General features: G+C 49.6%; 20 protein-coding genes. 5 read left to right on the top strand and 15 right to left on the bottom strand.

The genetic code is table 11. The features are described 5' to 3' along the window. From priA to EDC14_RS16680, 6 genes are all read right to left on the bottom strand, one after another. Complete coding sequence (priA, locus tag EDC14_RS16655; RefSeq protein ID WP_132015439.1) at positions 1–2451, bottom strand: primosomal protein N'; 2451 nt, start codon at positions 2449–2451, stop codon at positions 1–3. After that, positions 2448–3659, bottom strand: coding sequence for a bifunctional phosphopantothenoylcysteine decarboxylase/phosphopantothenate--cysteine ligase CoaBC (gene coaBC / locus EDC14_RS16660; protein ID WP_132015440.1), 1212 nt, complete (start codon positions 3657–3659; stop codon positions 2448–2450). Before coaBC ends, priA begins: the two co-directional genes overlap by 4 nt. A gap of 174 nt (positions 3660–3833) precedes the next feature. Then, entirely contained in the window at positions 3834–4037 is a 204-nt protein-coding gene (rpoZ, locus tag EDC14_RS16665; protein WP_132015514.1) for a DNA-directed RNA polymerase subunit omega, read from the bottom strand. Positions 4038–4367: 330 nt separating this feature from the next. Beyond that, a complete protein-coding gene (remA, locus tag EDC14_RS16670; protein WP_132015515.1) occupies positions 4368–4634 on the bottom strand; it encodes an extracellular matrix/biofilm regulator RemA in 267 nt (88 codons plus the stop codon). Positions 4635–4659: 25 nt separating this feature from the next. Beyond that, positions 4660–4974 (bottom strand): integration host factor, actinobacterial type, encoded by a 315-nt coding sequence (gene mihF, locus EDC14_RS16675; protein ID WP_132015441.1) that lies wholly within the window; start codon positions 4972–4974, stop codon positions 4660–4662. Positions 4975–4987: 13 nt separating this feature from the next. Beyond that, positions 4988–5854 (bottom strand): YicC/YloC family endoribonuclease, encoded by an 867-nt coding sequence (locus EDC14_RS16680; protein WP_132015442.1) that lies wholly within the window; start codon positions 5852–5854, stop codon positions 4988–4990. Between the two features lie 281 nt (positions 5855–6135). Between EDC14_RS16680 and EDC14_RS16685 the strand changes: the two genes are divergently transcribed. The 3 genes from EDC14_RS16685 (at position 6136) to EDC14_RS16695 (ending at position 8464) form a co-directional block, all read left to right on the top strand. Then, the gene (locus tag EDC14_RS16685; RefSeq protein WP_132015443.1) at positions 6136–7320 is read left to right on the top strand and encodes a S1C family serine protease; all 1185 of its coding nucleotides are present in this window, start codon (positions 6136–6138) and stop codon (positions 7318–7320) included. Between the two features lie 86 nt (positions 7321–7406). Beyond that, complete coding sequence (locus EDC14_RS16690; RefSeq protein ID WP_132015444.1) at positions 7407–8006, top strand: sigma-70 family RNA polymerase sigma factor; 600 nt, start codon at positions 7407–7409, stop codon at positions 8004–8006. Beyond that, on the top strand, positions 8006–8464 hold the full coding sequence (locus EDC14_RS16695; protein ID WP_132015445.1) for an anti-sigma factor family protein: 459 nt from the start codon (positions 8006–8008) through the stop codon (positions 8462–8464). The genes EDC14_RS16690 and EDC14_RS16695 overlap by 1 nt, the downstream gene beginning before the upstream one ends. 338 nt (positions 8465–8802) lie before the next feature. Here the strand turns inward: EDC14_RS16695 and EDC14_RS16700 are convergent, their stop codons facing one another. The 5 genes from EDC14_RS16700 to EDC14_RS16720 form a co-directional block, all read right to left on the bottom strand. After that, the gene (locus tag EDC14_RS16700; protein ID WP_132015446.1) at positions 8803–9507 is read right to left on the bottom strand and encodes an ABC transporter ATP-binding protein; all 705 of its coding nucleotides are present in this window, start codon (positions 9505–9507) and stop codon (positions 8803–8805) included. 3 nt (positions 9508–9510) lie between these two features. Next, positions 9511–10275 carry an ABC transporter ATP-binding protein gene (locus EDC14_RS16705; protein ID WP_132015447.1) on the bottom strand — a complete coding sequence of 255 codons (765 nt, stop codon included), beginning with the start codon at positions 10273–10275 and terminating at the stop codon, positions 9511–9513. Positions 10276–10281: 6 nt separating this feature from the next. Further along, on the bottom strand, positions 10282–11184 hold the full coding sequence (locus tag EDC14_RS16710) for a branched-chain amino acid ABC transporter permease (protein WP_132015448.1): 903 nt from the start codon (positions 11182–11184) through the stop codon (positions 10282–10284). A gap of 9 nt (positions 11185–11193) precedes the next feature. Beyond that, complete coding sequence (locus tag EDC14_RS16715) at positions 11194–12069, bottom strand: branched-chain amino acid ABC transporter permease (RefSeq protein WP_132015449.1); 876 nt, start codon at positions 12067–12069, stop codon at positions 11194–11196. Between the two features lie 73 nt (positions 12070–12142). Then, entirely contained in the window at positions 12143–13297 is a 1155-nt protein-coding gene (locus tag EDC14_RS16720) for an ABC transporter substrate-binding protein (RefSeq protein WP_132015450.1), read from the bottom strand. 431 nt (positions 13298–13728) lie between these two features. On the opposite strand from EDC14_RS16720, the gene EDC14_RS16725 reads away from it, so the two are divergent. Then, positions 13729–14034, top strand: coding sequence for a hypothetical protein (locus tag EDC14_RS16725; protein WP_132015451.1), 306 nt, complete (start codon positions 13729–13731; stop codon positions 14032–14034). A 67-nt stretch (positions 14035–14101) separates the two neighbouring features. Here EDC14_RS16725 and pyrE read toward each other — a convergent pair whose 3' ends face one another. The 4 genes from pyrE to EDC14_RS16745 all read right to left on the bottom strand — a co-directional run bounded on the left by pyrE (position 14102) and on the right by EDC14_RS16745 (position 16979). After that, positions 14102–14770, bottom strand: coding sequence for an orotate phosphoribosyltransferase (pyrE, locus tag EDC14_RS16730; RefSeq protein ID WP_132015452.1), 669 nt, complete (start codon positions 14768–14770; stop codon positions 14102–14104). Positions 14771–14841: 71 nt separating this feature from the next. Beyond that, complete coding sequence (locus EDC14_RS16735) at positions 14842–15501, bottom strand: HAD family hydrolase (protein WP_132015453.1); 660 nt, start codon at positions 15499–15501, stop codon at positions 14842–14844. A gap of 97 nt (positions 15502–15598) precedes the next feature. After that, complete coding sequence (locus tag EDC14_RS16740; protein ID WP_132015454.1) at positions 15599–16219, bottom strand: HAD family hydrolase; 621 nt, start codon at positions 16217–16219, stop codon at positions 15599–15601. Positions 16220–16316: 97 nt separating this feature from the next. Further along, a complete protein-coding gene (locus EDC14_RS16745; RefSeq protein ID WP_132015455.1) occupies positions 16317–16979 on the bottom strand; it encodes a LiaF domain-containing protein in 663 nt (220 codons plus the stop codon). A 122-nt stretch (positions 16980–17101) separates the two neighbouring features. Between EDC14_RS16745 and ytaF the strand changes: the two genes are divergently transcribed. Further along, positions 17102–17752 (top strand): sporulation membrane protein YtaF, encoded by a 651-nt coding sequence (gene ytaF, locus EDC14_RS16750; protein WP_132015456.1) that lies wholly within the window; start codon positions 17102–17104, stop codon positions 17750–17752. Positions 17753–17997 lie beyond the last annotated feature (245 nt).

Below are 17997 nucleotides of genomic sequence, written 5' to 3' on the forward strand. Positions count from 1 at the left end.
TTATATGATGGAATAAGGATTCCGGTCGCGATAAATCCGTACCTCCGGAGATTTCCGGCCCGCAAAATCATCCCAGGCTTTTTTGACAATCCGCTCCAGCAGCGACGGTTCAGCGCTCTTCACCAAAATCTGCCAGCGATAGTTGTCTTGAATTTTGGGTATCAGCGCCGGCGCCGGTCCCAGCAGTTCAACTGCATTCAAAGCGGCCGCCTCCGGCACTCGCTGTTGCAGCTGTCCCTGGAGCAAGCGGTAAAACTCAGCCGCGGCGGCACTGACAGTCTCGGAACGGAGCCCCGTAAACCCGATTTTGACTAACTCCGCAAAGGGTGGAAAGCGCAATTCCTGGCGGCAGGCAATCTCGCGTTCATAAAATCCAAGATAATTATGACTGCGGGCATTCTGCAACGAATAATGTTCCTGATTATAAGATTGAAAAATAACGTGGCCGGGCTGGCTTCCCCGGCCCGCCCTTCCCGCTACTTGGGTCAATAATTGAAAAGTACGCTCCGCCGCTCGAAAATCCGGAATATTCAACGTCGAATCGGCGGAAATGACACCCACCAGCGTCACCCGGGGCAGGTCGAAACCTTTGGCGATCATCTGAGTGCCCAGCAAAATATCGACCGAGCCATCCGTCAGCTTGTGATAGATTTCATAGTGAGCCCCTTTCCGGGATGTTGAATCCACATCCATTCGGATAATGCCTGCCTCCGGAAAACAAAGGCCCAGTTCTTCCTCTAACTTTTGCGTGCCGTTTCCGAAATAACGGATGCGGCTGCTTTGACAATGGGGACAGGTTTCGGGAATCGCCATCCGGTAATCACAGTAATGGCAACGGAGAAACCGTTCGTTCTGATGGTAGGTCAAAGAAACGTCGCAGGACGGGCAACGCAGCGCCTGGCCGCAATCCCGGCACAATACAAAAGTAGCATACCCACGACGGTTCAATAATAAAATGACTTGTTCTTTACGGTCAAGCGTTTTTTGAATCGACTCCCGTAAAAGCCGGCTCAGAATATTTTTATTGCCGGAGCGAAGTTCCTCCCGCATATCAACCATGGTGACTTCGGGCAAATGCCGCTGGTTGTAGCGCTGTTCCAAATGGAGGTAGCCATACCGTCCAGTCTGGGCCAGATAAAAAGCTTCCACCGCCGGAGTCGCGCTTCCAAAAACGGCTTTCGCGCCGGTCATTTCCGCCAATTTCTCAACCACCCAGCGAGTATGATAGCGCGGAGTGTCTTCCTGCTTATAGGAGGACTCATGTTCCTCATCCACAATAATCAAGCCCAAGTTGGTAAAAGGAGCAAAAACCGCGGATCTAGCGCCCAGTACGAAACGGGCCGTTCCATTCCGAATCTTGAACCATTGATCGTAGCGTTCGCCGTCGGACATATTGCTGTGGAGTAAAGCGACTTCTTTACCAAAGCAACGTTTGGCCCGTTCCAGAGTCTGTGGCGTCAAGGATATCTCCGGCACCAGATACAAGACCTGAAACCCTTCACGGATCCGGTCCAGGGCCGCCTCGAAATACACTTCGGTTTTGCCACTGCCGGTAATGCCATGTAATAAGAGACACCGTTGGGAACCGGGATCAAGAATTACTTCCAGCGCTCGCTGTTGCTGCTCGGTCAGAGTAATCTGCCGGGCAGCGGCGGTTTCCGTCAATCCCACCGGAATCCGCTCCTGAGTGGTTTCGCAAGCGGTTAATTTTGCTTCCCGGCAAAGCCGGTCCAGCACGGAAGAACTGACTTCGGCCGCAGCGCAAAGCTGGCTACGGGTCAGGCCCGGGGGATGCAATGTAAGACTAGTTTGAATCCGCTTAGCGGGAGCACTTTCCCCTTCGAAACAAGCCCCAGGAGCCAGTTGCAGCAGTCGGATTTTTTTGGGAGCGACTTTGGGCTCCGTAAGCTCACTGGTTGGCAACAGAATATGCTGCGCCAGCAAGTAATCCCAGACTTTCGGCAAGTGACTGAGTTTTTTCTGCCAACCCTCAGCGGTCCAATTCGCTTTGGCGCCGGCCGCCAATAATTGTAGCGTTTCTGTGACCGCCGGAACCGGGAAAAGCGTCGCCAATTGTTGCTCCAAGCGAGGAAGAAGCTCCGGTTGAACCCGGTAATAGCGTTTTTTGCGAAAGTTAATCCCCGGCGGCAGGCAGCATTTGATCACATCGACCCGGCTACAGAAGTAATACTCCGCCAATTGATTGATTAAGCGATATTGGACTGCGTTTATCAATGGCGTTTTATCGAGCAGTTCATGGATTGTTTTGACGTGAGCGCATTCCGGCTCTTCAACCAACTGCCAGACGTAACCCATATTTAAACGGTTTTGAAAGGGAACCAAAACCCGAGCCCCAACTTTCACAATCGGAGCCATGCTTTCGGGGACCTCATAATCGAACAAACGGTCCAGTTGCTGGGCTTGAGTCGCGATCAAAATTTTTGCGATCATGGGCTTGGATGCGAGCCGGCTTTTGAACGATAGGAGACGAGATAATCCAGGATCTGGTCTGCCAATACCGTCTTGGGCTGCTCCGGCAGCTCAACCGTTTCATGCTTGGTATAGATAGTGATCCGGTTATTGACGGCTCCCATGCCCAGGCCCGGAATGTTCACCAGATTGCCGACAATGATGTCCAGGTTTTTCCGGGTCAATTTTGTTAAGGCGTTTTCGCGGAGATTTTGAGTTTCAGCAGCAAAGCCCAACAAAATTTGACCGGGGAATTTTCTTTTGCCCAACTCGGCAAGGATATCCGGGTTCAACACCAATTGAACGGAGAGTCCATCGGAACTTTTCTTTATCTTCTGCTCAAAACTGGTTTGCGGGCGATAATCGGCCGGGGCCGCCGCTTTGATGACAATGGATGAACGCGGCGCCAATTCCAACGCCTTCTCATACATTTGTTCCGCAGTATCGACGCAATAAGTTTCCATTCCTTGATAGTGCGGCGCCGCTTCGGAGGTGGATATCAAAAACACTTTTGCACCGCGTTTAAAAGCAGCCTCTGCCAATGCGTGACCCATTTTCCCTGAAGAACGGTTTCCGATGTAGCGTACCGGATCGAGCGGCTCACGAGTGCCACCGGCGGTGACCAGGACCAACTCTCCTTCAAGATCATGCCGGGATAAAAGCCGCAATATTTGGATCTCCAACTCCTCCAAAGAAGACATCCGGCCACTCCCGGTATCTCCGCAGAGCAACTGGCCGGCTTCGGGGCCAACGATGGTAAAGCCGTACTCCCGCAAAGTGGCTAGATTTTTCTGCAAAGCGGGGTTCTCATACATGCCGGTATTCATGGCGGGAGCGATCAGTTTTGGTGCGCGGGTCGCCATGATTGAGGTGGTCAGCAGATCGTCGGCGATACCATTGGCGATTTTCCCGATGATATTGGCAGTCGCGGGAATGACCGCCATCAGATCGGCCTTTTTGGCCAATGCGATATGTTCAACGTTCCATTGGAATGAATCGTGAAACATATCCAAGTGAACGGGGTTTAACGATACCTCCCGAAATGTTAACGGAGTCACAAACTCCGCTGCGGACTTCGTCAGAATAACCTCGACCGCAATCCCTTTTTTACGAAGACGACTAATGAGTTCGGGAACCTTATAGACTGCAATTCCTCCCGAAACGCCCAAAACTAAAGTTTTTTGATCCATTGACCCCACCACCGTAGAATGATTCACCCAGTCACCGGCGTCTTACCAAGCGCGGCAAACAATGCTTGCAGTTCACTTCATTATAGAACAAAAAACTCAGAGTCACAAGGCTCTGAGATTCGTTACCGAAACCGAATGGGATTCTTCTTTAAAACAACCGACACGAACCGCCATTTATTTAATACCGGTTTTGGTCCTTTCCACTTTTATTTTTCCGGCACCAATCTCTTCTAAAGCAATCGTCACTGCTTTGATGGATTTTTCTTCGTTCAGCTGCTCCTCTTCCAGAATCTTTCGAGCCCTTTTCGCAGCGGCAGTTACTAAAGTATACCGACTGTCCACTTTTTTAAGTAATTCATCCAAAGAAGGATAAATCAAAATTAATGCCCCCTTTTCACGATCATAGAATATGTTTTTCAATGGTTTTTATCCGGAAATCCGATACTCGGCTACATATATTTGGAAAATCGGCTTATTCAACGACAGCGTCGGGAGTTAACTCGACGTTGGATGATTCAAAAGTATAATACATTCAAACCATTGGACTGTCAAGTCAAATTTACTTTTCCGGATAACCCAGGCGTGGATGTCGAGGGCTCCTCCAAGAGCAGCGCGGTTCAATCGGTCCAAAAAAAATAGTGCTGATCATTGATCTTTGCTTGATACATTAAAATCAACAATCAACAGCTATTTACGAATCCAATCAATCTAATCTTCGGGATCGACCGATGCATCCTTGGAATTCAGACGATGGGCAACAGTCTCAGGTTGGACTGCGGAAAGAATCACATGATCGCTGTCGGTGATGATCACTGCCCGTGTCCGTCTTCCATAGGTCGCATCGATCAACATGCCCTTATCGCGACTTTCTTGGATAATTCGTTTGATCGGCGAAGACTCGGGACTGACGATGGCCACGATCCGATTGGCGGACACTATGTTTCCAAATCCAATGTTGATAAGTTTGATATCCATATTTCGAAACAAAGGCCTCCTTCTTCTAATTGCTGCCGAGACGTTCGATTAAGGCTTGTTTCTGTCGGTTTCCGAGGCCTTGGATGCGACGAGTCTCATCAATGCCGATGTCAGTCATGATCTTTTTGGTCTTTACTTTTCCAATCCGCGGCAATGATTCGAGTAAGTACACCACTCTCATTTTGGCGATAACATCATCGTTGATGTTATCCAATACTTCACGAATCGTAGTCTTACCTGCTTTCAGGTTTTGGCGGATTTTAGCCCGTTTGCTCCGTACTTCCTGGGCTTTCTTCAGTGCTTTCTTCTTTTCGTCAAGCGAAAGTTTCGGTAATGCCACTCTGCTTCACCTCCTATTCAATATTTTGAATTTGTTCCCTGATCTTTTCCAACTGGGATTTAAACTCAATGACCAATTGAGCGATTTTCAGATCGTTTGCCTTTGAACCGACCGTATTGATCTCCCGGTTCAATTCTTGGATTAAAAAATCCAAACGTCTGCCAATTGGTTCCTGAATCTTGAGGGCTGCGGCAAACTGGCCTAAATGGCTTTCAATGCGCACCAATTCTTCATTGATATCCGACTTATCGGCAAAGAGCGCTACTTCCATTGCCAACCGGGAAGGATCGACTTCAATTCCGCCCGTCAGCTCGGTGATGCGCTTGCTCAACCGTTCTTGATAACCGATCACAACCTGCGGCGACAGTTCGAGCAATTGTTGCCGCAGCGAATGCAGGAATCCGATCTTTTCCAGCAAATCGCCGTTCAAACGCTCTCCTTCGATCTTTCTGGATTCAATCAGCGATTCCAAGGCCATTCCTAAAGCCTGTCCGGCAGTTTGGGCGAGAATGTCTTGGTCCAACTCCGGCTGGGTTACCTTGAACAGTTCCGGTAAATTGACGACGGTTTGGACATCCAGGTTCCCTTCGATGCCGAAATGTTCTTTCAATTCTTGAACCGCCTTCAAATACGAAGCAAGCAACGATGGGTTGACGGTAACCAGATTCTCTTCCGTGGCCAATTTGTCGATGGTGACGATGACTTCTATTTTTCCGCGGGATATTTGATTGCTGATCTCGCGACGCAAGCGGTCTTCCAAAAACGCGTAGGGTTTCGGCAACTTGAAATAAATTTCTAAATACCGGTGATTGATGGATTTGATGTCCATCGTTATGGTATAATTTGAAGTCGCGGAGGTGCCACGACCATAACCAGTCATACTGAGCGCCAAAGAATTTTTTACCTTTCTACAAAAATATTATTGTCCAATTTAGGGTATTGTTGGAAATATTAATTATATTCAACCTTTTCTGACGAATTCCTCTTTTTCTTCGCGAATTTTCCTCTATAACATGGAACTTTTTTAGCGGCGTAGCCGTTATTTAGTCTATAAGTAAGCGAGACAGCCAACTGCTTTCAAGTTATATTTCGGCTGTTTCCATAAATTAATTTAGATGATTCCATGGAATTTTAACGAACCGTGATTGGAGGTAATCAATTATGAGTCGGATTCAAAAATTTGGCGGTTATTTGGTCATTGCTTTACTCTCATCCTTGATTACGGCCGGTATCATTATCGGGGTTGCCCCCGGATGGCTTGCCAAGAATCAAAATCAGCCCTTGAATGTCCTCCCCGCGAAATATGACATGTCCGCCAATCTGGCCAGCAACTCGTTTGTGGCGGCCCGCCAAAAGGTGGCGCCGGCAGTCGTTTATATTGATACGGTCTCGGTGGTATCCACCAGCCCCGCGACACCTTTCGGTCTGCCCAAGGAGTTTTTCCCGCCCGGTTTCTTCGACCAGCAAAAGCAGGAGCAACGGGGAACCGGTTCCGGATTTATCATTCGTGAAGACGGTTATATTCTCACTAATGAGCATGTGGTACGTGGCGCTCAACAATTAAAAGTAACGCTATTTGGCGGCAAAAAATTCGACGGCCGGGTGATCGGAACCGATCCCACCACGGATTTGGCAGTCGTCAAAGTGGATGCAAAGAATCTTCCCACGGTCGAGATGGGTAGTTCGGCGGATCTGATGCCGGGCGAGTGGGTCATGGCCATCGGCAATCCCTATGGGCTGCACGATACGGTTACCGCCGGAATCATCAGCGCAGTGGGCCGGTCACTGGAGGATCCGGACCAGAACGGCAACCTGATTCAGACCGACGCGGCCATCAACCCCGGGAATAGCGGCGGCCCCTTGGTCGACCTTTCGGGCAAGGTGATCGGGATTAACGAAGCCATCATCGCCAATGCGCAAGGCTTGGGCTTTGCCATCCCCATCGATTTGGCCAAAAAGATTTCTCAGGAGCTGATCGAAAAAGGTAAAGTGCAACGACCGGCCACTCCTTGGTTGGGTGTAGCCCTCACCGAAATCAATGACCAAATCGCCGAATATTACGGACTTCCCAGCCGCGACGGCGCCATCATTCAGGTTTATTCGGGCAGTCCCGCCGAGAAAGCCAAGCTTCAAAACGGCGATATTATCAGAGAGATCAACCGCCAGAAGATCAAGACCCCCGACGATGTGGTCAAGATCGTCAAAGATTCCAAAGTCGGCAAGGTGCTCGATCTGCTCGTTTTCCGCGAAGGAAAACTGCTGGTCTTCAAAGTAACCCTGGAAGCCCGGCCGCAGAATCTGGATGAGGCCAACAATCGCAATCGAGTCATTCCCTTCCAGCGGTAAACGTAAACAATTACCAATTACAGATGACCAAATTTTTGTTACAATAGAATCAACCAAGAATGATTCTGAAAAAGAAGGTGACCTAGGTGAATACGACGACAATCCAACGAATTGCCACGACTCACCAAACCGCCGATCGGATGGCGGTCTTTGAAGACTTGGTCCGAACCTATGAGAAGCCTTTGTTTCAATTCGCCTTCAGACTTTCCGGCAATCACCATGAGGCTCAGGATCTGTTGCAAGAAAGTTTGTACCGCGCTTATAAATCATTTGCGAAATTTGAAGAAGGAACTGCTTTTGACCGGTGGTTGTACCAGATCATTCACAACCTTTATATCGACCATTACCGGAAAAAGAAGAATCGTCCGGTCGTCGCCTCCATTGATGAGCCATTGCCGCATCTGGAGAATGAAAAAACGATTGAGATTCCCGATTGGACGGCCAATCCCGAGGAAGAAGCGATGCGGGGCGAATTGGGACGGCAGATTCAACGCGGTCTGAATGAATTGCCGTCGGAATACCGTTCCGCGGTCATTCTCTGTGATATTCAAGGTTTATCCTATGAAGAAATCGCGCAAATCTTAGGGATTTCGATTGGGACGGTCCGTTCGCGGATTCATCGCGGCCGGAAGATACTCCGCCGTATCTTGCTTCCCTATCTGCGAGGGATGGAGGTTGAACATTGATGAACTGCCATTACGTTCAGAGCCTAATTTCCGCTTTCATCGATCGCGAACTGGATGCGGATGAAAAACGGGAGTTGCGCAGACATCTCATATCCTGTTCCGAATGCAACGTCGAATACCAGGATATTCAAAAAATAAAAACTTGTTTGGAAAATCTGATTCCCGAAAGTTACGATTTTGATCCAATGATCGCGCTGCGTTCTCGGCTGGTCAGCGAGGCCAACGAGTTCATCCCCACTTCCCTTCATCTGCTGTGGTGGGGACGGCTCGGCTTGGTGGCCGCCGGTTTGCTACTCTTTTTTCTTTCTACTGCAGCTCTATTTCCGTCAGAACCTAACTCCGCTCGTATTGCCCAGCGCCGTCATTCTTCCAGTCTGGTAAGCCCGGTCTCATACGACCAAAATATCTCGATTGATCATTCGGTTAATATTTATCAAGCCTCTTCCATACTGCCGTAGCCATCGCGACAACAATTGATTATCCAATAAAAAACCCCTTTTCGCGAGGGGTTTTATTTTTTTCGTTTCACTACACTCCGGTTTCAACTTTGAACTTTTTTCTATTTTCTACATTTTTTGAAAAAAACTATTTTTCATTGATTCTTTTGAATTTTCGTGCTGACAAATTGATTTTGGATGAATTGAATTGTGGGCATGCAAATTCAATTTGCCTGATCGGAATTACAATTTTCATTCTCGCAAATAGCATTTGGATGATCCCATTGCAGTTTGTCTTCTGGCAAATCCATTCCTTTTTGACCCACATAAAAAAGAATACCCTTCAAGAAACCGCTTCGTTACTCTCCAAGATAAGCGCGGCGCACCTCGGGATTGGCCGCCAACTCGGAAGCGGCCCCTGCTAAAACGATATTGCCGGTCTCCAGGACAAAAGCCCGGCTGGCGATGGACAGTGCCATGTGCGCGTTCTGCTCGACCAGCAAGATGGTAGTTCCGGACTGATTAATCGCCCGGATAATATTGAAGATCTCCTCCACCAGCATCGGCGCCAACCCCATCGACGGTTCATCCATCAGCATCAGCGTCGGTTTGGCCATCAGAGCCCGGCCCATCGCCAGCATCTGCTGTTCGCCCCCGCTCAGTGTGGCCGCCAGTTGGTTTTTGCGCTCCTCCAGGCGGGGAAAGCGTTGGAATACCTCTTCGAAACTTGCTCTGACTCCTTCGCGATCATTCCGGGTGAAGGCCCCCATCTCCAGGTTCTCCATCACGCTCATCCGCGGAAAGACCCGCCGCCCCTCCGGCACGTGGGCGATCCCCAGGGCCGCGATCTGATGGGGCGGAGTCTTGGTGATATTGCGGCCCTTGAAACTAATGCTGCCTTCGGCAACGGGCACGATTCCCGAGATCGTATTCAAGGTCGTGGTTTTACCGGCGCCGTTGGAGCCGATAAGGGCCACAATTTCACCGGTTTTGACATCCAGCGAGATATTGGTCAAGGCGCGAATGGCGCCGTAGTTTACGGAAAGATTGGTGATTTCCAGCATCCTTTAGTTGACCCCTTTTCCAAGATACGCTTCGATGACTTTGCGGTCTTTCCGTACCGTTTCGGGAGTTCCCTCCGCGATCTTAGCCCCGTAGTCCAACACCACCACCCGGTCGGAAATGTTCATCACAAATTTCATGTCGTGTTCCACCAGAAAAATGGTGATCCCCGACTGGCGAATCGACTGCACCAGCTCCATCAGTTCCTTCTTTTCCTGGGGGTTCATTCCGGCGGCCGGCTCATCCAATAAGAGCAGCCGCGGTTTTAAGGCCAGCGCCCGGGCGATCTCCAAACGGCGTTGCTCGCCATAAGAAAGATTCTTGGCCAACTCGGTTTGTTTCTCCAGTAAACCCACTTGATTCAAGCATTGGACCGCCCACTCGGCTAATTCCCGTTCTTCCTTTTGAATCCCGGGCAAGAATTTGAACATGGCTCCGAGGAAATTGACTTTGCCGCAAGTATGGGCGCCAATCAGCACGTTTTCAAAAACGGTGAGTTCATTAAAGAGATGAATGGTCTGAAAGGTGCGGCCGATCCCCCGCGCCGCCACAGCGTAGGGTTTCAGATTGGTAATCTCCCGGCCGTCAAAAATGATCTTGCCGCGAGTCGGGTTATAAATGCCGGAGATGAGGTTGAAAATGGTCGACTTCCCCGCTCCGTTCGGCCCGATCAGCGAAAGAATCTCCGCCTTCTGAATCTCCATGCTGAAATGATTCACCGCAATCAAGCCGCCGAAATGAATCGAAATATCTTCCAATTTGAGTACCATTGTCGCTTATCTCCCCCCGGCCGGAAGTTTGCCCATTGCTTTCCAGACCAAACGCCGGAAACTCACTCCGCCCAATAGACCGTTGGGCCGGAAAATCATCATGAAAACCAACAAAGCCCCGTAGACCAGCATCCGGTATTGCTGCATAAACCGCAGGAACTCCGGTGCGACCGTCAAAACGGACGCGCCCAGAACGGTCCCGGGAATGCTCCCCAACCCGCCGAGAACGACCATGTTTAAAATATCCACCGATTTCAAAAAGGCAAAATCCGATGGATTGATATAGGCGATGAAGTGTGCGTAAAATGCTCCGCCGACTCCGGCGAAGAAAGCACCGATGGCAAAGGCTTGAATCTTGTAACGGGTGGCATTGATCCCCATCGCCTCGGCGGCGATCTCATCCTCGCGAATGGCTTGCAAAGCGCGGCCAAAGCGGGAATTTTGAATAAAGCACATGGCGGCGATGGTCAGAATGGCGATCGCCCATACGTATATCGGCAACGGGATCGGCGTGTTCGGCAGAGGTACGGATAGGCCGAGCGCCCGGTTGGTAATGTCCAAATTTAAGAAGACCACTTTGATGATTTCGGCGAAACCCAGCGTGGCGATGGCCAGATAATCCCCGGAGAGCCGCAGGGTCGGAAATCCGATGAGGACGCCGAAACAAGCGGCGATGAGACCGGAGGCGACAATGTTGAGGCTAAAAGGAATCCCCAACTTAATAGTCAAAATTGCACTGCTGAAAGCGCCGATGCTCAAAAACGCCGCATGCCCCAGGGACAATTGTCCGGTAAGGCCGGTAATCAGGTTCAACCCGAGCGCCAGAATGATCGCGATTCCGATGTTGACCAGGATCTGCAAGATATACGGATCGATCCAATTCAATGAAGCCTGTAGTAGTTCTCCCACACCGACTACCTACACTTTCTTTTGTATCTTGAGCCCGAAGAATCCAGTCGGTTTGATAAAAAGCACCAAAACCAATATGGCGAAAGCAATCGCATCCCGGAACGAAGAAAAACCGGCCGCTACGCCAAAGACTTCGGCGACTCCCAGAAATACTCCGCCGAGCATCGCGCCGGGAATGGAGCCGATCCCGCCCAGCACGGCCGCTGCGAAGGCTTTTAAACCGGCCATTAAACCCATATTCCAGTTCACCGCGTTAAAATACAAGCCGACCAGGACTCCGCCGGCTGCCGCCAGCGAAGACCCTAACGCAAAGGTGAACGAGATGATCCAATTCACATTGATGCCCATCAAAGCCGCAGTGTTATAATCCTGCGAGGTGGCGCGCATTGCTTTGCCGAGTTTGGTCTTGTGGACGATAAACTCCAGCGCCAACATGAGGAAGGAAGAGACTCCGAAGATTAATAACTGCAAAGAAGAAACCGTGGCCGAACCGATTTTGAACTGAGTGACGGGGAAGCTGTTATCGGGGAAACCTTTGGCGTCTGCCCCAAACAGCAACAGGGCCAACGTGGACAAAAAGATCGACACGCCGATCGCCGAGATCAGCGCCGACAGCCGGCCGGACTTGCGCAGCGGCCGGTAAGCGACGAACTCGATGATGACTCCTAGAAGCATACAAAAGGCCATGGCCAGAATCATCGCCACGAAGATATTAAGCTGGAATACCGTAACCAGGAGCAGTGCGAAAAATGCCCCCATCATAAAGATCTCGCCGTGCGCAAAATTGATTAGCTGGATGATGCCGTAGACCATGGTATAACCCAAGGCGATCAAAGCATAGGTAAAACCAAGGGTAAGGCCATTGATTAACTGCTGCCAGAACATAAAGCTCCTCCTTACACGCTGACAAAACCACCGACCACCACTCGCGGGGTCGGTGGTCTTGCTTCACCCTTGTTTATTTTATGCTTACCGGGACTTTGGCCTTTAAGGCGTACTGACCATTTTTGACTTCTAAAAGATATACCGGGCTCTTGACCGGCTCTTGGTTAGCCTGGAAGGTGATGGTTCCGGAAACCCCCTTAAAGTTCTTGGTCCTGGCGACCTCGTTCCGGAACTTGGTGGGAACATTGCTCTTCGCGCGCTTCATGGCTTCGGCAAGAATCATGACCGCATCGTAACCCTGGGTCTCGAACAGGCCAGGAACTTGCCCTTTGTTTTGGGCTTTAAATTCCTGAATGAATTTGGCAGTCTCCGGGGTGGGCTGCTCGGGAGAGAAGCCTACGTAAACCATGCTGCCTTCAATGGCGGCACCGCCCAGACTGATTAAGGTCGGCGAATAAAGGCCGTCGCCACCGAACAAGCAGATTTTCAGCCCCTGTTTACGGGCTTCCTTCATGATGAGCGCGCCTTCGGTATAATAGCCGGAAAAGAAGATGATGTCCGGATTCTTCGCTTTGATATTGGTGATTTGGGCGCTAAAATCCTTATCGCCGTCTTTTACCTTCTCTTCGGTAATGATTTCGAGACTCTTCCCTTTGACGGCATTCTTGAAGACTTGCGTCAAGCCTACGCTGTAATCATTGTTGTCGGATGTAATCACCGCCACTTTTTTGTAGCCGAGGTTTTTGGTGAAGTAATCAACCAACGCCGGGACAGCCACGGTATCAAGCAGGGTATCCCGGAAGATGTATTTACCAAGTTCCACTACACCGGTGCCGGTGGCTCCGGCGGAAAGCAACACTACCCGATTGCGCTCACAGATCGGTGCGGCCACTTTGGTAATGCCGGTCGTCGGGTCGCCGACAATAGCCGCCACTTTATCGCGGCTGATGAATTTTTGCACGATGGAAGCGGCCTCTTGCTTATCGCCACGATTATCCGCTTCGACGATAACGATCTTCGCCTGATTAACCCCGCCTGATTTGTTGATCTTTTCAGCGGCCATTTTCATGCCCAACAGAGTCGGCTGTCCGTACATGGCCACATCTCCAGTGAGAGCGCCCAAAAAGCCGATTTTGACGACGCTTTCTTTGGTTTGGCCGATCCCGGCAACCATTAAAAAGATAAGTACCGCGACGAGAAGAAAGACCCCGCTTTTTCTCAAGTTCATCAATGTTCAGCCCCCTCATGATTATTTTAATATAGGAAACAAACGATATTTTGTGGAGATTCTACAAGCTTTAAAAAAACCCTCTTGATTGGACAGTTTGATCGAGTCGATTTTTATAAAACTGTAATTTTGAGTCGCTTGGGATAGATTCGAAACTTTCTTTAAAGCCCTGATATTCCACAATGTAAAAGAATTATTCAATCAATGCAAATATCAAGGTATTTCATAAATATTAATTGTAATGGAATAAATCTCAATTCTTTGAGCAGGATTATGGTAATTGCGACAATATCCATAATTTCTTGGTCCAAAGTTGTAATGATTTTCGATTATGGTATTTCAACAGATCTTTATAGTATTAAATCATTTTGCCATGCACGTGACGCTATTTGTTCATTGTTCCTTCATACAATAATATCGGGGGTGATTCCATGAGTACTGCACTATCAGTAATCAGCAGTATTGAAAGGCTTTCCCAATCCATAGCGGCTTTATTAGGAAATACTGCGGCTTTTCCCGCATTCCGAACCACGCTGATTACAACTTTTGAATTGATTAAAGGCGCTGTTCGTGAGCTTCCAGTACGATTTTTCAGGCAACAGGAAATCTTGCAAGTTCTTAATCAAGCCGAAACCATTGTCAGTGGCGCTCTCGCCATTACAATCCAGGAACTGAATACCATCCTGGGATTGTTGCAATTGGCGACACTCAAAGTGACTGTCTTTACCGATCCCTGAACCAATCAGAATGCACGCAAACAAAAGACTGTCGGCCTACGGCTGACAGTCTTTTGCCATTTGGGCCTTAAACCCCATATTCCCGCAGGTATTCCTCGATCCGCAATTTCATGGCATCATCAATGATCACCTTGCCATCGACCTCCCGGTTGTGCAGGTAACCGATAATTTCATCGATGGTTACAATCGCGTGCGTTTTGATTCCGAACGCCTCTTCCAACTCTTGCAGCGCGGTCTGGTGTCCGGTTCCGCGTTCCCGGCGGTCCACGGAGACCACCAGTGAAGTGATATTGACGGCGGCCACCGAATGTAAAAGCTGCCAGCTTTCCCGGACGGAAGTACCCGCTGTGATGACATCCTCGATGATTAAGACCCGATCCCCGTTATTCGGCTGCCAGCCGACGATTCCCCCACCTTCCCCATGATCTTTTTGTTCTTTTCGATTAAAACAATACGGTACGTCCCACTGATATTGATGGTATAAGGAAACAGCGGTGGTGACCGCCAACGGAATCCCTTTATAAGCGGGGCCGTAAAGCACGTCAAAATTCCGTCCCGCCTGATGCATGATGCACTCCGCATAAAACCGGCCCAACTTCGCGATCTGGGCGCCGGTTTTATAATTGCCGGTATTCACAAAATAAGGGGTGCGGCGTCCGCTTTTGGTCACAAAATCGCCGAAGGTTAAAACATTGGAGCGGATCATAAATTCGATAAATTCCTTTTTGTAGTCCATCTTTGGTCTCCTTATCAGAATGTTGTGTTTGAAGGCCTTTTTAAGCCGATCTCCGTTTCCGGCGAAAGGAATCAAATGCGCCCGCTCAGGAGAGCCCCCAGTTCCGAAACAGAACCCGCTATCCCCGTCGGATGCGCGGCTGTCAATTCTTCCATGGTCCCATAACCGTATGCCACCGCTATCGAAGCAATACCGTGATTCCTGGCTCCGATTATGTCATGTTCCCGGTCACCCACCATGACGACCTTGGAACGGTCCGGGCTTTCCAATGATTTCAGGAGCTCCGCAATGACCTCCGTTTTGGTCGACCGGGTTCCATCCAGGTTGCTGCCGATGATGTGCTCGAAGAAATGGGCCAGGCCGAAATGGGATAGAATCCGTTCGCTATAGACGGTCGGTTTGGAAGTAGCCACGCTTAACCGGAGGTTCTGGCGTTGTAAGTCAGCCAGCAATTCGAGGATTCCTGGGTACACGGTGTTTTCAAACAGGCCGGACACTCCGAAATACTCGCGGTAAAACTGCACCGCCTGCCAGGCGGTTTGAGCATCCAATCCGTAATACTTTTCAAAGGACTCCTGGAGTGGCGGACCGATGAAACGGAGCAACCGTTCCCGGTCGTTCGCGATAATTCCCAGTTTCGACAGGGCATAACAGATTGAATTGACGATTCCTTCGGCCGGATCGGTCAAAGTGCCGTCGAGATCGAAAAAAACTTCCTGATAAGCTGTCATATTTTCCTCTTTGCTTCCCAGTTGCGCGGGGCGGATCAACATATTTTCATTCCAATATAAGCTATCCCGGAATGATTTTCAAGCCCCAACCGCAAGTTTATTCGTTTGCTCCGGAGAGGACCTCTATCACCGGCGGCAATTCGGGGAAGCGGGTAATGCTGGCATCGGGGTAAAACTCCCCGTAGCAGTCGAACGGACCCCGCCTGAAATGAATGGTTTTCATGCCCAAATGAGCGGCGCTTCGCAGGTTGGGCAGACGATCATCGATGAAAACACAGTCACCCGGGGTGGCACGGATGGTTGCCAAGAGTTTTTTATAGATCCTCGGCTCCGGTTTGCGGATTCCCACGACGCCGCTGATGATTTTGGCTCCGAAAAACCCATTCAGCCGGTGTTTGCGGCATAGATAATCGGACCATTCCGCCACATCGTTCGAGAGCAACGCCAGCCGATAAGCGCCGGCGAGCCGAGCGGCGATCTCCGGGAATTCCGGATCCAATCGCAAATGGTTGTCAAGATAGTTCTTTTCCAAGTCCGGATGGGCTTCGGAAACGGGAAACCCGACCTCCTGCCAGAACCGGCGGGCGGATATCTCCCCCAGGCTGGCTTGCAAATACACTTGCCGAATTTGCTCCGGATCGAGCGTGGGATTCAAGCCCCGGACATACGGCACCAAGAGTTCATTGGTGTCGTCCCCGTCCAGAAAAACGACTCCCATCGCATCAAAGATTAACCATTGGATAGCCAGAGTCGCTCTCCTCCCCCGCGATAGGGATTATGGTCCGGATTGAAAGCGGGTCATTTTGAACCGTCCGTTAATCGGTTATAAACTCCAGACTGCCGAAGACGACATTGGTGTCGATAGCCAGAAATTTCTCCCCTTCTTTGTAGTTCGGAGAATAATAAGTGGAGTTTCCGAACGAGATGGTGTTGCCATCGGGCATTCTAGCGCCAGCGAATGCCGAATTGACGGTCACTTTTACCGGCAAGGCAGGATTGATGCGAATGGTTCCAGCGCCAAAAATCGTGTTGATCTCGATTTTCGAGTCCACCGCTGTGACTTGGGACAGATCGATGGTTCCCTTAGCGAAGATCACGTTGTAATTCTCTTTCGGTTCGGTCACCTTGAGCTCAGAATCATCGAAAATGATGTCGTTTTGTGATGAACGGGTCACGCCAAAGCCTCCGACCAACATGCTGATACCGGCATAAATCAGGCAAAAGGCCACCGCCAACCGGAATATCGGGATATTGAAATTGAACAAGACCTTCAGCACCAGCGCGATGCCAATAAAAATCAAGAAAACGCCCCAAAACACCTCACTGAACAAAAAACCGAATCGCACCATCGGATTATACCTCCTTATCAGATTGGAATAGCTTTCAGCTCGTTTAACACCGTTCCCAAACATCGGGCCAATACCGACCCGGGCTCCAGACGAAGTGGATTGCCCTACATGCAAAGAAATATTCGCCATCAGGATGGTAAATCCTACCTAAGTTTTTCTATTGCCCTCTCAAACGGGACAATGGACTGACCAAACCGCCTCCGGAATCATATACTACTTCTGGCAGTGCTAAAAACTAGCGGGAGATAGACATGATTTTTACCATTAGCTTGCTGGCCATCTCGTTGAGTTTGGACGCCCTGGGCGTCGGCTTAGTTTACGGGATGCGTAGAATCAAGATTCCTTTCTATTCGAAACTCGTCATCTGCTTTTTCTCCATTCTTTACTCCGGGGGTTCGATTTTACTCGGCCGCACGCTGGCAAATTTTTTATCACCCTTCGCCGCAAAACTGATTGGCCTATCCATCTTAATTTTGATGGGCATTTGGATCATCCTCCAGGCTTTGATCAAAAACTCAAGCGAGACGGTAAAAAACGACGAAGCCGGGCTCGACCCGACACTCTTGACCATTGTCATCAAATCGCTGGGAATCACGATTCAGGTCGTCCGGAATCCAGTGGAATTCGATTTCGACCGTTCCGGTTCGATCGACGCCTCCGAGTCATTACTGCTGGGATTGGCGCTCTCGGTCGATGCGATCGGAGTCGGAATCGGAAGCGCTTTAGTGGGTTTCCACTCCCTTGGAATACCGTTGTGCGTGGGACTGACGCAATTACTCCTTTTGTATGTCGGGGCGTATATTGGTGAACGTTTTGTATCTCAGCTTAAGATTAATGAAAAAATGTTATCCATTTTACCCGGAGTTTTATTAATTTGTTTCGCACTGATCCGGATCTATTGATCAAATTATTTATCACCAATCGATAACCTCCATATTCTTTGTTGTTTGGCTGATACGTGACTTGGGTTGAGGAGTTGAAAGAGAACGTTTTGGGAATCACAGATCGCTTTGGGTGACTGAAAGAGCTCATTCAGTCGTCGGGCAAGCTCGTTTTGTGGATAAGAGAGCTTGCTCAGTCGTTCAGCGAGCTCATTTTGTGGATGAGTGAGCTTGTTTTGTGAATCAGCAAGCTGGTTTTGTGAATA

This window comes from Hydrogenispora ethanolica (genome assembly GCF_004340685.1).
In the GTDB taxonomy this organism is placed as follows: Bacteria; Bacillota; UBA4882; order UBA8346; family UBA8346; genus Hydrogenispora; species Hydrogenispora ethanolica.

Bases quoted from the DNA above. Each gene is read 5' to 3' on its own strand.
- pyrE (WP_132015452.1), bottom strand. From the start codon at position 14,770: ATGGACTACAAAAAGGAATTTATCGAATTTATGATCCGCTCCAATGTT.
- EDC14_RS16705 (WP_132015447.1), bottom strand. From the start codon at position 10,275: ATGGTACTCAAATTGGAAGATATTTCGATTCATTTCGGCGGCTTGATT.
- remA (WP_132015515.1), bottom strand. From the start codon at position 4,634: ATGGATATCAAACTTATCAACATTGGATTTGGAAACATAGTGTCCGCC.
- coaBC (WP_132015440.1), bottom strand. From the start codon at position 3,659: ATGGATCAAAAAACTTTAGTTTTGGGCGTTTCGGGAGGAATTGCAGTC.
- EDC14_RS16725 (WP_132015451.1), top strand. From the start codon at position 13,729: ATGAGTACTGCACTATCAGTAATCAGCAGTATTGAAAGGCTTTCCCAA.
- EDC14_RS16680 (WP_132015442.1), bottom strand. From the start codon at position 5,854: ATGACTGGTTATGGTCGTGGCACCTCCGCGACTTCAAATTATACCATA.
- EDC14_RS16740 (WP_132015454.1), bottom strand. From the start codon at position 16,219: ATGGGAGTCGTTTTTCTGGACGGGGACGACACCAATGAACTCTTGGTG.
- ytaF (WP_132015456.1), top strand. From the start codon at position 17,102: ATGATTTTTACCATTAGCTTGCTGGCCATCTCGTTGAGTTTGGACGCC.
- EDC14_RS16745 (WP_132015455.1), bottom strand. From the start codon at position 16,979: ATGGCGAATATTTCTTTGCATGTAGGGCAATCCACTTCGTCTGGAGCC.
- EDC14_RS16720 (WP_132015450.1), bottom strand. From the start codon at position 13,297: ATGAACTTGAGAAAAAGCGGGGTCTTTCTTCTCGTCGCGGTACTTATC.
- EDC14_RS16735 (WP_132015453.1), bottom strand. From the start codon at position 15,501: ATGACAGCTTATCAGGAAGTTTTTTTCGATCTCGACGGCACTTTGACC.
- priA (WP_132015439.1), bottom strand. From the start codon at position 2,451: ATGATCGCAAAAATTTTGATCGCGACTCAAGCCCAGCAACTGGACCGT.
- EDC14_RS16685 (WP_132015443.1), top strand. From the start codon at position 6,136: ATGAGTCGGATTCAAAAATTTGGCGGTTATTTGGTCATTGCTTTACTC.
- EDC14_RS16700 (WP_132015446.1), bottom strand. From the start codon at position 9,507: ATGCTGGAAATCACCAATCTTTCCGTAAACTACGGCGCCATTCGCGCC.
- EDC14_RS16715 (WP_132015449.1), bottom strand. From the start codon at position 12,069: ATGTTCTGGCAGCAGTTAATCAATGGCCTTACCCTTGGTTTTACCTAT.
- EDC14_RS16695 (WP_132015445.1), top strand. From the start codon at position 8,006: ATGAACTGCCATTACGTTCAGAGCCTAATTTCCGCTTTCATCGATCGC.